The following is a 13,561-nucleotide window of genomic DNA, read 5'->3' on the forward strand; positions in this document are numbered from 1 at the left end:
TGGGCGATAGAAAGATAGCTAATCATTCTATCAGGAGAGATACAAGGATGGGTTAGCCATAGGCGTAACCCATCAATCCATGCTGGCCACAACGATGGGTTACACTGCGTTAACCCATCCTATAAACTTCAACTCCCCAGCCCTAAGTCGACGGTATGTGGCTTAGGGCTTTTTTATGCATATCTTTTTACATTTTGTCATCGCCTTTGTATAGACAGCTTATCAGCTCCTCTATAAGCTCTTTAGAACGCAAAAAACACAAATGGGGAAGACCTTTATGAACACTAAATCCATTTTCAAAGTGGCGGCTGTAGCCTTGTTGGTCAGCCAGTTAGTTGCCTGTGACAATAACGATGAAAAGCAGGCCTCAAATAACTCTGCTCAAGTGAGCACAACTGAAAACTCAGTTCATGTCGATAATGCCCAGCAGGAAGCTGTTACTCAGTTAACTAAATACAACATCTATAATAAAGAAGATCAGGCTGGTTCTTTGTCTGTACAGCAGTCGGGGAATGTTTATAGCAGTGATATGGAGCTTGGTTGGAACAACCGACAGATAAAAATTGAAGAAGTGATCACCGTTGACGAGCAGGGATATATTACCAGTCAGACGGTTAAAGGTATTTCAGCTTTTGGTGCGCCAATTGATGAGTCATTTAGTCAGAAAGGCAGCATTGCTCAATGGCAAAGTACTAACGAGCAAGGCGAAGAAAAAGTTGAGGGCAAAAAGTTTTATGTGTCCATGGACGGAACTGGTGTCGCTAATAGTGCGCTACTAAAAGCGATTAGCAACTCCGAAAATGGTAAAGTTCAACTCCTGCCAAGTGGCGAAGCTGGGATGATCAAGCTGGATTCAGTGACGCTTAATAATGGTCAGGAAGAAAAAACGGTTCATTTGATTGGTATTACTGGGTTTGGTTTCTCGCCAAGCTTTGCCTGGTATGACGATGATTATAACTTCTTCGCTACCGATGGTGGTGGCTGGTTTGGTGTCATTCCGGAAGGATGGGGACGCGAGCACCTTGAGCAGCTGCAGGACATTCAGAAAGAAGCGGATAACCAATATCTTAAAGATTTAGCAGACCAGCTCATTCACACCTCAGAAAAGCCAATTCTCGTGACTAACGCCAATTATGTGGATGTCATTACTGGCAAGCTCGTCGAAGGCCAATCAATATTAATCGAAGACGGTCGCATCACAAAAATAGGATCTGAAATACCAGAAGGCGACTATGCAGAAGTTGATGCCAGTGGCAAAACTTTGATTCCTGGCCTTTGGGATATGCACGGTCATTTAAGTAAAAGTGATGGCCTTCTCAATATGCCAGCAGGCGTGACCAATGTGCGTGACATGGGTAATACCCACGACAATATCGTCGATATCGAGCGCATGAGCGAAGCCAATGAAATTATGGGCAGCGATGTGTATCGCTCAGGCTTTATGGATCGAGAAAGTCCTTACGCCATGAAAATGGGCAAAACGGTCGACTCATTGGAAAGCGCTATGGCTGCTGTCGACTGGTATGCTGAAAATGGTTACCCACAAATTAAAACCTATAGCTCGATGGAGCCTGCCTGGATAGAGCCTTTAGCCAAGCATATCCATGACAAGGGTTTGCGCCTCAGTGGTCATATCCCTGCATTCATGACTGCCGAAGAAGCCATCAACGCTGGCTTTGATGAAATTCAGCACATCAATATGATTTTCCTGAACTTCCTCGGTAAAAATATCGATACCCGCCAGCGTCTACGTTTTACCATTCCCGGTGAAAAAGCCCATGAACTGGATTTAAACAGCAAAGAAGTTAACGACTTCATGGCGTTGCTGAAAGAAAAGGGCACCGTAATCGATCCAACTGTTTCGGTATTCAGAAGCCTGTTATTGGGTGAAGCCGGTAAAGTCGATCCTGAAAATGCAGCCATTTATGAGCATCTTCCGGTTACCGTTGCCAGAGGCTTCAAAAAAGCCTGGATGGACATCAAGCCAGAAGAGCGCGATGCCTACAATAAATCAGCCGATGCCATGGTCGCCATGGTCAAAAAACTGCATGACTCAGGCGTTACAGTAGTGCCAGGGACCGACAGCATCGCAGGCTTCACGCTACACCGAGAACTGATTCTCTACTCACAAGGTGGAATCTCCAACGCTGACGTACTCAAACTGGCAACTATCACCTCAGCAGAAGTAGTTGGCAATGAAGAGAACGTTGGTTCCATCGAAGAAGGCAAACAGGCTGATTTAGTTTTCATCGACGGCAATCCTCTGGAAGACATGAACGACATTCGCAAAGTTGCCTTGGTCATCAAAGGTCAAAACCTCTATAAACCCGATGAAATCTACGAAGAAATTGGAGTAAAACCTTTCACCAAGTCAGTGGATTTTGAACTGTAGTTTGGGTTAGCGATAAACTTACACATAAATCGGTACGGTAGGGGCAGACCTGTGTGTCTGCCCTTATTTTCATCGATGTTTCTTGATATTTCTCTGTAACGAGCAAATCAAAGTGTTAATACTGATAGGAATATGAGGTGTGTAGCTAATGGATGGAATCGTAGAGGGGATATTGGGTGGGCTAATATCAGCATTTAAATTAGAAAAAGGTTCATCACCTTGGTTAAAGTCATTAGTTTACACCTTTATCTTCTTTGTTATTTTCACAATTTATGAATTGATATATAAAAGTATTGGTTTGAGGGATATATTTTCTCTTGAAACTGCCATTATCTTAACCTGTCTATATTTGTTTCTTTTTTTACTTTTCTATTTTTATAAATGGGCAGATAAATGGAGAGAAGATAACCTATAGCCATGATGCCAGGCTATTAATTATAAGTAGGGCAGCCCCTGAAATTCATACTATCAATGTGACTCTGAAACTATCAGACACGCACCAATAACCCCTTTTGATTGAGCTGAGTAGTAGCCAAGACATAGCAATTCAAAACAGGACGTTTTGAATAGTAAAATTCGGGCCAGGGATGGAACGTATTTTACGGTGCGTTAAGTGGCTTGGCGGATACGAAGGCAGTTGAGCGAAGCGAAACCTCAATCACGGGGTGTCCTTTCTTTTCGTCCCTTTTCTTTAGACAAGTAAAGAAAAGGGACTCGCCGAGGGGCGAAAAGCATTTCCCACATATATAGTACAAAGTCACTGGATTATGAAATACTTCCATGTATTTCACCAAAGGCCAGCTTCGCTGTTCATCAGTTTGCAGGAGCAAACTGAAACGGCTTTAGCCGGCCTGCAAAGCAGGTAGATTACAGGGATGTAATCTATAAAATCGCTCCATACGATTTTGTCCGCGGTGAGCGACCAAGGGGAGTGCCCTTGGTACCGCGGTATGACATAGTTATACAAAAAAGCCCTCATTCGAGGGCTTCTATTTATTTTTCCAGATGTTCCAATTTATTCGGCTTACCATCCCATTCTTCTGCATCCGGTAACGGATCTTTCTTTTCGGTAATGTTGGGCCATTGTTCGGATAATTCGGCGTTGAGTTCAATGAAGTGTTCCATACCGGCTGGGATATCATCTTCTTCGAAGATGGCTTCGGCGGGGCATTCTGGCTCACACAAAGCACAATCAATACATTCGTCTGGATTAATGACCAGGAAGTTTGGTCCTTCATAGAAACAGTCTACCGGGCAGACTTCTACGCAGTCGGTATATTTACATTGAATACAGTTATCAGTTACGACGAATGCCATTAATTTCTCCTAGCTATTTTCTACGGCAAGCTAACTGCCCGTTATTGTAGCGATTCTTTCAGCTTATACAATAGTTCTAGCGCCTCGCGGGGCGTCATCTCATCAAGGTTAGCTGAGTTCACCAGCTCCGCCATCGCTTCCAGTTCTGGATTAGATTGCACTGATTCTATGAGTTCCAATTCAATCTTTGGTAATTCGCTCTCATGAGTACCATGCTGCTCGAAGTGCTGGAGCAGAAGACGCGCTTGTTGAATCACGGTTCTCGGCAGTCCGGCTAGTTGTGCCACTTGAATGCCGTAACTTTGGTTGGCAGGGCCAGGCTGAATCTGATGTGAGAAGATGAGTTTTTCCTGACCAGCATCTTTATGCTCGGTCGCTGAAAAGTGCAGGTTGACCATGGCATCCCATTGTTCCGCCTGTTGCGTCAGCTCAAAGTAGTGGGTGGCGAAGAGGGTGTAGGACTGCAATTTCTCATGGATATATTGAATGGTTGCCGAAGCCAATGCCAGACCATCAAAAGTACTGGTGCCACGGCCAATTTCGTCGAGCAGGATTAAACTGTTGCTGGTGGCATTATTTAAGATATTGGCGGTTTCCGACATTTCCACCATAAAGGTTGAACGGCCGCTGGCCAGATCGTCAGATGCGCCAATACGGGTAAAAATACGATCAATTGGCCCAATTTCGGCCTGTTCCGCCGGGACGTAAGAACCGACATAAGCCAGTAAGGTAATGAGCGCCGTTTGGCGCATATAGGTAGATTTACCGCCCATGTTGGGGCCGGTAATAATCAGCGCTCGTTCCTGATTATTAATGCTCAGGTCATTCGGAATAAAGGGCTCTTTGCTGTGGAACTCCACCACAGGGTGACGGCCCTGTTTGATTTCAATCCCTTCATTGTTAGTCAGTGTCGGGCGGTTAAAGCCAAGGTTGGTCGCACGCTCGGCAAAACAGGCCAGCACATCAATTTCAGCAATGGCGCTGGCAGTGGATTGAATCTCTGCCACGTGCTGTTGCAGTTCCTGAATGAGTTCCTCATAAAGACGCTTCTCAAGAGCCAGAGCTCGGGTCTTGCTGGTTAAAACCTTCTCTTCGTATTCTTTAAGCTCAGGCGTTATAAATCGTTCAGCATTTTTCAGGGTTTGGCGACGGATATAGTGCGCTGGTGCCTGATGACTTTGGGCGCGCGAAATCTCGATATAAAAACCATGCACCTTGTTGTAACCGACTTTAAGGGTGTTGATGCCAGATTCTTCTTTCTCACGTTGCTCCAGTGACAACATGAACTCATTGGCATCATCAGCTAGCGAGCGCAATTCATCGAGTTCACTATTAAAGCCTTCTGCGATAACGCCACCGTCACGAATAACCATTGGTGGTTGCTCGACTAAAGCACGCTCCAGTAGCTGCTGAATATTGGGTAGAGGCTCAATATTTTGCGCCTGATCCAATGAGATGTTGAGCTGACTGAATGCCTCGAGCAGCAAGGTGGCTTGAGTTAAACCTTGTTGCAAACGCTTCAAATCGCGCGGATTGGCGCTGGCTAAAGCGATGCGGGTGACAATGCGCTCAATGTCCGCTATTTCAGACAGAATCGGCTGAACCGATAGAAAAGCATGATCATGAATAAGATTCTCGACACTATCCAGACGCTTTTGCACATTGGCATGATTGCGAAGCGGAGTATGCAACCACCGTTTCAATAAACGCGCACCCATCACGGTTTGCGTCGAATTCATGACCTCAAACAGGGTGTTACTGTGACCGCCTTGAATATTCTCGGTCAGCTCCAGATTACGGCGAGTAGCCGGATCCAGTACCAACTGGTCGCTGTGTTCCAGTTTCTGCAACAGGCGAATATGCGGCAGATTGTTTAGCTGTGTTGTTTTAGCGTAATCAAGCACGGCTCCAGCTGCGCAAATCGCCAGTTCATAATCATCACAACCAAAAGAAGCCAAGCTTTGCACGGCAAAATGACTTAGCAGCTTGTCTCTGTTTTGTTCAAAATCAAAAGCCCAGTCGGGTTGCCATTTTACGGCGGTGGTTAAGCCTTGGGTAAGCTCTTGCTGATTGTCGGCTAGAATCAATTCAGCCGGCTTGATTCTGAACAGCTCTGCCTGAAAGGCATTTTTATTGTCAAACTCCGACAACCAGAAACGACCACTGGCCATATCCAGACAGGCCAGTCCGTAATGACTACGCTTTTTGTAGGCCGCGGCTAACAGCTTATCGGAAAGGGCATCTAATAGGTTTTCGTCATACAGAGTGCCGGGTGTTACGATACGAACAACCTTGCGCTCAACCGGCCCCTTGCTTGTGGCTGGATCGCCAATCTGTTCACAGATAGCTACTGACTCGCCAAGCTTGACGATACGCGCCAGATAAGAATCCACAGCATGGAAGGGTACGCCTGCCATCGGAATTGGTTCACCGGCCGAGCTGCCGCGTTTGGTCAGGGTAATATCGAGTAATTCAGCGGCACGTTTAGCATCATCATAAAACAGCTCATAGAAATCACCCATGCGGTAAAACAGCAGGTAATCCATGTGATTCTGTTTGAGTTGCCAGTATTGGCGCATCATGGGCGTGTGTTGGTCGAGGTGCTTTGGCGAAGATTCTTGTTCTGTCATGCCCATAAAATATGTCTATTGTTATTTGAAACGAGTAGGATATAAACTTTCGCATAGCTTAACGGATCTGATGATAAAGAGGTAGGCCAAGCTTGCCTCAAAATGATAAAAAGCCTATGACAGAACATTCAAGTGATCTCGTAAAAAGAGTCGCTAACTTACTGATAGAGAAAAACCTTTTGCTGGTCACCGCCGAGTCCTGCACGGGCGGTTTAATTGCAGCGACCTGTACCGAGCAGGCGGGAAGCTCTCAATGGTTTGACCGTGGCTTTGTCACTTACTCCAACCAGGCCAAGCAGGATATGCTCGGTGTTCCTGCTCATATCATTGAAAAATATGGTGCGGTCTCGCAGCAGGTTGTCGAAGCTATGGCGCGTGGCGCATATATAGCGTCAGGCAGTGACAACCATATTGCAGTTTCAGTCAGCGGTATAGCTGGGCCTGATGGTGGCACGCCAGAAAAGCCAGTCGGTACAGTCTGGATTGGCTTATTTGACGGCAAGGCTAGCCACTCGCGATTACTGCAATTATCAGGTTCACGCTCAGAAGTCCGTATTGCGACATTAAATGACGTGTTAGGCAGTATGCTTGTAAGCTGGTTAGAGAAAAAATAGATATTTATTCTTTTATTTAATTGAGGAAAACATTGTGAGGTTCTTAATACTATTGGTCTCAGCTTTATTTTTCGGAAATAGCGCTGATGCTAAAGAGATTGTACATGGCAATTTGACGATTACTGTTCCTGAGTATGCGGAGCTAAATAAAGAAGGGGTAGATGAGCAAGGTAATATATTTCACGTGTACAGCCTCGGGCTGGGCAAATTGCTTATGTTGCGTCAATCCCCTCCAGGCTTTGAATATGATCCCGAAAGTGGGCGACTTATTTACCACACAATGAGAATTAAAGAGCTAAACGACAATTATGGGTTCATCTCGCATTCGAACTCAAAGGTAAGTAACTGCAATATGGATGTTTATCAGTATAAAACAACTGATAATATAGAGGGCGAACCTTTTATCTATTACACCAGCGACTATATTATCTATTGCTCGGATAAAATGTCTATGGTCAGTTATTCTGATACCAGCAAGCACACATTCAAAGCCTATAATGACCTGCTTGCAACGATGAAAATAAAGTAACTGTAGTAAATTGCGACATTAAATGACGTGTTAGGCAGTATGCTTGTAAGCTGGTTAAGTAGGAAATAGCTCCAGCAGGCAAAAGCTGATTTCTCTATGAGTTGTCAGCGATCACAGGTTACTTTTCGAGTGTGATTGTGGAATAATCGGGGCTTTATTTTCGAAGCGAATGTTAACTTTTTATAAACGATTAGGTAGGTATCCGTAGATGGATGACAACAAAAAGAAAGCCCTTGGTGCGGCTTTAACACAGATTGAGCGCCAATTCGGTAAAGGCTCAATTATGCGCTTAGGTGACGGCAGCGCTGCTAAAGGTATTGAAACCATTTCAACCGGTTCTCTAGGTCTTGATATTGCGTTGGGTATCGGTGGTTTACCAAAAGGCCGTATCGTTGAGATTTATGGCCCTGAGTCTTCTGGTAAAACAACCTTGGCATTACAGGCCATCGCTAACTGCCAGAAAAATGGCGGTACTGCCGCTTTCGTTGATGCCGAGCATGCATTAGATCCAATCTATGCTGAGAAGCTTGGTGTAAACCTTGATGAGTTAATCGTGTCGCAGCCAGATACTGGTGAGCAGGCACTAGAAATTACTGACATGCTGGTTCGCTCGGGCGCGGTTGATATTGTGGTCGTTGACTCGGTCGCAGCCTTGACTCCTAAAGCTGAAATTGAAGGCGAGATGGGCGATTCGCACATGGGCTTGCAAGCTCGATTGATGTCACAGGCTTTGCGTAAATTGACCGCTAACATTAAACGCTCGAATACGCTTTGTGTGTTTATTAACCAAATCCGTATGAAGATTGGTGTTATGTTCGGTTCGCCTGAAACCACCACCGGTGGTAATGCCTTGAAATTCTACGCATCGGTTCGTCTGGATATCCGTCGTATCGGCCAGATTAAACAAGGTGACGAAATCGTGGGTAACGAAACCCGCGTTAAAGTGGTTAAGAACAAGGTGGCGCCGCCGTTTAAACAGGCTGAATTCCAGATCCTTTATGGCGAAGGTTCTTCGCTTGAGGGTGAAATCCTGGATTGGGGTGTTAAGCATGACCTGGTTGAAAAAGCAGGTGCCTGGTACTCCTACAATGGCGACAAGATTGGCCAGGGTAAGCAAAACGTCATTCAGTTCCTGAAAGACAACCCTCAGATTAAAGAAGAGATTGAAGGCAAGCTTCGTAACGAGTTGCTGGTAACAGCTTCAAGTGCCTCTGACGAAGAAGATGTGCCGGAAGTTGAAGCCTAATCTTTAGAGTACTCTTTCACAGTAAGCTACCACAGCACTGAATGAAGAAAGAAAAGCCAAAACGCGATTACAAGATTATCGCGATGGACTTACTAGCACGCCGGGAACATTCCCGGCGTGAGCTTTTGGATAAGCTGAAAGTTCGTGGCTTTGAAGGCGAGGAGGTCGAGGCTTATCTCGATCGGTTGGCCGAGCGTAATCTGCAAAGTGATGAACGCTTTGCGCAAAGTTTCCTCAGGGTTCGTTCCGAATCCGGTTATGGTCCGCTGCGAATTCAACAGGAGCTCAAGCAAAAAGGCATTGATGAGCACCGGATCAGCTTGTTATTCGAAGAAATGGACATAGATTGGTATAAAACCGCTTTATCAATCTGGCAAAAGAAATATAATCAACTGCCCGGTAAAGACTTGAAACTAAAAGCCAAGCAGGCGCGTTTCATGCAATACCGCGGTTTTGATTTTGATACAATCAACCGAATTTTATCTCGCACCTCAATCGAGGATGATGAATAGCTTAACTTTCAAACAGTTAAGAAAATAAATTAAAGTATTAAATAAGGTAATAGGTTATCACCGTGAGTATGACAACTAACCAAATTCGTAACGCTTTTCTTAAGTTCTTTGAGGACAAGGGCCATCAGATCGTAGATAGCAGCCCTTTGATTCCCGCCAACGATCCCACATTGCTATTTACCAATGCAGGCATGGTGCAGTTCAAAGATTGCTTTTTAGGCATTGATAAGCGTAGCTACACCCGCGCAACTTCATCTCAACGCTGTGTTCGCGCCGGTGGTAAACATAACGATTTGGAAAATGTGGGCTATACCGCACGTCACCACACCTTCTTTGAAATGCTCGGTAACTTCAGCTTCGGCGATTACTTCAAGAAAGAAGCCATTGCCTATTGCTGGGAACTGCTCACACAAGAGTTCAAGCTGCCAAAAGAAAAGCTTTGGGTAACCGTTTACGAAGAAGACGATGAAGCCTTTGATATCTGGGTTAATGATATTGGCTTCCCAGCGGATCGCATCAGCCGCATCGGCGATAACAAAGGCGAGCGTTACGCTTCCGATAACTTCTGGGCTATGGGTGACACTGGCCCTTGTGGACCTTGTACCGAAGTATTCTATGATCACGGTGAAGATATCTGGGGTGGCCCTCCGGGAACGCCTGAAGAAGACGGTGATCGCTTTATCGAAATCTGGAACCTGGTATTCATGCAGTTCAACCGTCACAAAGACGGCACAATGGAACCACTACCCAAACCATCAGTTGATACAGGCATGGGCCTTGAGCGTATCGCAGCAATCTTGCAAGGCGTTCACAGCAACTATGAAATCGACCTGTTCCAACACCTCATTAAATCAACCGCGGATCTGTTTAAGGTCAAAGACCTTGATAACAAATCGCTGCGCGTAATTGCCGACCATATTCGCTCCTGTGCATTCCTTGTGTTGGATGGCATTGTTCCAAGCAATGAAGGCCGTGGTTATGTATTACGTCGAATCGTCCGTCGTGCCGTTCGTCATGGTCACCAGCTTGGCGCAAAAGGCATCTTCTTTGCCAAGCTGATTCAGCCATTGATTGATGTGATGGGTGATGCTTATCCAGGTCTGGTTGAGCATAAAGAACTGATCGAAAAAGTATTGGCCAAAGAAGAAGAGGCTTTTGCTCGCACGCTTGATAAAGGGATGCAAATCCTCGATCAGGATATCGCTGAATTGGTAGCTAACAACACCAAAACCATTTCTGGCGAAACCGTATTCAAGCTCTATGACACCTATGGTTTCCCGCAAGATTTAACCGCGGACATCGCTCGCGAAAAAGGCCTGGAAGTTGACTGGGATGGTTTCGAGAAAGCCATGAATGAGCAGCGTGAACGTGCGCGTGCGGCCAGTAACTTCGGCACAGACTACAACGATAATTTCAGTATCGACGAGCGTTCAGAGTTTACCGGTTATGACTACACCAATCAGAATGTGGTCGTTACACGTTTGCTTAAAGGTGAGCAGGAAGTCGAGCGTCTTGAAGAAGGCGAGAAGGGCGTTGTCATTTTAGCTAAAACGCCGTTTTATGCGGAAGCAGGCGGGCAGGTAGGCGATACCGGTCAGTTGATGGGCTGTGGCGCCAGCTTTAAAGTTGAAGATACTCAGAAACTGGGTGATGCGATTGCCCATATCGGATACATGGAGAAAGGCTCAATTTCCAATGAGTCCGAGCTTCAGGCTTTTGTCGATGCAGAACGTCGTCAGCACACCATGCGCAACCACTCAGCCACTCACTTACTCCATGCCGCGCTGCGCGACATTCTTGGCACTCATGTGACCCAGAAAGGCTCATTGGTTGGCCCAGAGCGTTTGCGTTTCGACTTCTCCAATCCAGAGCCAGTGACGCAGGAACAGCTTCGCCAGATCGAAGCTCTGGTCAATCAGAAGATTTATGAGAATCACCCAGTAGAAGCTCAGATCATGTCGATGGGCGAGGCCAAAGAACACGGTGCAATGGCCCTGTTCGGCGAAAAGTATGGCGATGAAGTACGAGTTCTTACCATGTCGCCATTCTCGGTTGAGCTATGTGGCGGTACTCACGTTAAACGCACCGGCGATATCGGCGCTTTCAAGATTCTATCCGAGTCAGGCATTGCCGCAGGTATTCGTCGTATCGAAGCCACTACTGGCGCAGGTGCGGTCAACTGGATGCAATCAGCGGAAGCCAACTTGCAGTCGATTGGCAAATTACTCAAATCAGAGCCTTCTCAGGTTGCTGACAAAGTGAGCCAGCTGATGGATAAGAGCCGTCAACTGGAAAAGACTATCGAAGCCCTGCAGAGCAAATTAGCATCTTCGCAGGGCAGTGATCTCGCCAGCCAGGCCGAAGAAATTAATGGCGTTAAGTTACTGGTCGCTAAATTAGAAGGCGTTGAAGCTAAAGCACTGCGTGATATTCAGGATCAGCTTAAAAACAAGCTGGGCTCAAGCATTGTGGTATTGGGCATCGCTGAAGAAGACAAGGTCAGCATTATTGTCGGCGTCAGCAAAGACCTAACCGGCAAAGTTAAAGCTGGCGAGCTGGTGAACATGGTCGCCTCGCAAGTAGGCGGGAAGGGCGGTGGCCGCCCTGACATGGCGCAAGCAGGCGGTAAAGACCCCGCGGCACTGCCAGCAGCACTGGATAGCGTAAAGCCCTGGGTTACAGAGCGCTTAAGCTAAAACTAAGCCATATTAGTATGTCATTGCGAGGAGCTCGGTCAGCTTCGCTGACTCGAGTGACGAAGCAATCTCGTGAACAGAGGAAAAGTAGTTTTTACCAGATTGCCACGCTCCCTTTAGTCGCTCGCAATGACGTAGTAATGGTTAATTTGATGTACTAATGCAAGTTTTATGCCCAACAGGCCTGATTTCAGGCCTTTAGCTATACAAATAAACTGTATCCGATTATTCTAGTTAAGTAACTTTGTGGGTTCACTCACAAAAAAGTAGAGTTGTGCGAGGAATATTGATAGAATCCGTCGCTTCAACTTTGTATGTAATCTATACAGACGATTTGTAGATGGCGAAGAAATAAGCAATGACTGCCGAATTTCTGAGCTACAGGAAATGTAGGAGATTGGAATGTTAATCTTAACCCGTCGTGTCGGTGAGACACTTATGATTGGTGATGAAATCACCGTTACTGTTTTAGGCGTTAAAGGAAACCAGGTTCGTATCGGTATCAACGCACCTAAAGAAGTTGCTGTACACCGCGAAGAAATCTATTTGCGCATTCAACATGAAAAGCAAATGGAAGGTTATCAAGGCGGTTCATCAGACGACAACGAATATTATTAAAAAAGTGGAAAAGGAGTGTTGCAATTTATCTTAAATAAGGTAACATTCCGTCCGCACTAAAGGTGAGGTGGCCGAGCGGCTGAAGGCGCTCCCCTGCTAAGGGAGTATACCCTAATCCGGTATCGAGGGTTCGAATCCCTCCCTCACCGCCATTAGTTTGTTTAAAACCTGCTCCGGCAGGTTTTTTTATATCCAGGTTTTATATGATGCACGGATGCGATTGCAAAATCGCAAGGGAGGGCTGAGAACCCTCGGGTTCGAGCCGAGCTGCTTAGCTGCGAGACAACATCGGAGAACGAAGTGACGATGATCCGAAGGACAAGCGCGAAGCGCGCGTAATCCCTCCCTCAAAAGAGTTTCTTTAAACCTGCTCCGGCAGGTTTTTTATATTCACAATTTAATCAAGGATGATTTTATGAGTAATCAACCCAAACAAAGAATCTCCAAAGTAACCTTCAGCTTTATCTATTGGTTTGCCGCCATTCTAATAACATTGAGTTTCACTCCCTTATTAGCCGATATTTTCTCTAAAGACGTTACTGCGTTTGAAGGAACAAAGGGTTACGTATATGCTGGATTAATAGTATCTTTCGGTTTGCTTTTTAGTGTCACTTTCATTGTTGCTTACGTAGTATGGCTTATCCGTAGACTTTCAAACGAGCGCAGAGAAAGAAGTGAGCAGGATTAGGCTGTTTAAACCAGCTTCGGCAGGTTTTTTTGCCTGTAGTTTTTATGTCGCGTGCGGGGGCTGTTTACCACCTACTTTAATGTTTTGCAGTCAGGTGGTAGGTAAAGAAACCCCGTAACTCATGTCATTCCCGCGAAGGCGGGAATCCACAATGCTCGGTTTAAAATAATATAACCCAGTAAAATTTGAACATAAAGTTAGCTGTTGTCCATTTATATGATGTAATACGATTAATTAACACAGAAGTGGGGCCTATAGTGAAAACAGTAGAAATTACAAAAGAGCCTGTTGAGCTCTACAAAATACTAAAGTTCGAGGG

The 13,561-nt window shown here is 45.7% G+C and carries 11 protein-coding genes, 1 tRNA gene and 1 other RNA gene; 11 read left to right on the forward strand and 2 right to left on the reverse strand.

Going from position 1 to position 13,561, the window contains the following annotated elements; genetic code table 11:
* Positions 1-277: 277 nt before the first annotated feature.
* Together HUJ19_RS05475 and HUJ19_RS05480 are read left to right on the forward strand one after the other, a co-directional pair.
* A complete protein-coding gene (locus tag HUJ19_RS05475) occupies positions 278-2,392 on the forward strand; it encodes an amidohydrolase family protein (RefSeq protein WP_290622698.1) in 2,115 nt (704 codons plus the stop codon).
* Between the two features lie 148 nt (positions 2,393-2,540).
* Complete coding sequence (locus HUJ19_RS05480) at positions 2,541-2,807, forward strand: hypothetical protein (RefSeq protein WP_290622699.1); 267 nt, start codon at positions 2,541-2,543, stop codon at positions 2,805-2,807.
* Between the two features lie 578 nt (positions 2,808-3,385).
* On the opposite strand, the gene fdxA is transcribed toward HUJ19_RS05480, so the two are convergent.
* Together fdxA and mutS are read right to left on the reverse strand one after the other, a co-directional pair.
* Complete coding sequence (fdxA, locus tag HUJ19_RS05485) at positions 3,386-3,709, reverse strand: ferredoxin FdxA (RefSeq protein WP_290622700.1); 324 nt, start codon at positions 3,707-3,709, stop codon at positions 3,386-3,388.
* Positions 3,710-3,750: 41 nt separating this feature from the next.
* Positions 3,751-6,345, reverse strand: coding sequence for a DNA mismatch repair protein MutS (gene mutS, locus HUJ19_RS05490; RefSeq protein WP_367273972.1), 2,595 nt, complete (start codon positions 6,343-6,345; stop codon positions 3,751-3,753).
* 110 nt (positions 6,346-6,455) lie between these two features.
* On the opposite strand from mutS, the gene HUJ19_RS05495 reads away from it, so the two are divergent.
* From HUJ19_RS05495 to HUJ19_RS05535, 9 genes are all read left to right on the forward strand, one after another.
* Positions 6,456-6,953, forward strand: a complete 498-nt coding sequence (locus HUJ19_RS05495) for a CinA family protein (RefSeq protein WP_290622702.1) — start codon at positions 6,456-6,458, stop codon at positions 6,951-6,953.
* Between the two features lie 34 nt (positions 6,954-6,987).
* Positions 6,988-7,482: a hypothetical protein gene (locus tag HUJ19_RS05500; RefSeq protein WP_290622703.1), complete on the forward strand. Its 495-nt coding sequence runs from the start codon at positions 6,988-6,990 to the stop codon at positions 7,480-7,482.
* A 208-nt stretch (positions 7,483-7,690) separates the two neighbouring features.
* Entirely contained in the window at positions 7,691-8,728 is a 1,038-nt protein-coding gene (recA, locus tag HUJ19_RS05505) for a recombinase RecA (protein ID WP_290622704.1), read from the forward strand.
* Between the two features lie 41 nt (positions 8,729-8,769).
* Complete coding sequence (recX, locus tag HUJ19_RS05510; RefSeq protein WP_290622705.1) at positions 8,770-9,240, forward strand: recombination regulator RecX; 471 nt, start codon at positions 8,770-8,772, stop codon at positions 9,238-9,240.
* 62 nt (positions 9,241-9,302) lie between these two features.
* Entirely contained in the window at positions 9,303-11,936 is a 2,634-nt protein-coding gene (alaS, locus tag HUJ19_RS05515) for an alanine--tRNA ligase (RefSeq protein WP_290622706.1), read from the forward strand.
* Between the two features lie 402 nt (positions 11,937-12,338).
* Positions 12,339-12,554: a carbon storage regulator CsrA gene (gene csrA / locus HUJ19_RS05520; protein WP_012801363.1), complete on the forward strand. Its 216-nt coding sequence runs from the start codon at positions 12,339-12,341 to the stop codon at positions 12,552-12,554.
* Positions 12,555-12,615: 61 nt separating this feature from the next.
* Positions 12,616-12,706 (forward strand) — tRNA-Ser (locus tag HUJ19_RS05525).
* 68 nt (positions 12,707-12,774) lie between these two features.
* Positions 12,775-12,910: non-coding RNA, RtT sRNA (locus HUJ19_RS05530), on the forward strand.
* Between the two features lie 59 nt (positions 12,911-12,969).
* On the forward strand, positions 12,970-13,242 hold the full coding sequence (locus HUJ19_RS05535; protein ID WP_290622707.1) for a hypothetical protein: 273 nt from the start codon (positions 12,970-12,972) through the stop codon (positions 13,240-13,242).
* The last annotated feature ends 319 nt before the right edge of the window (positions 13,243-13,561 follow it).

Origin of the sequence: Kangiella sp. (assembly GCF_014762745.1) — a bacterium.
Classification (GTDB): domain Bacteria; phylum Pseudomonadota; class Gammaproteobacteria; order Enterobacterales; family Kangiellaceae; genus Kangiella.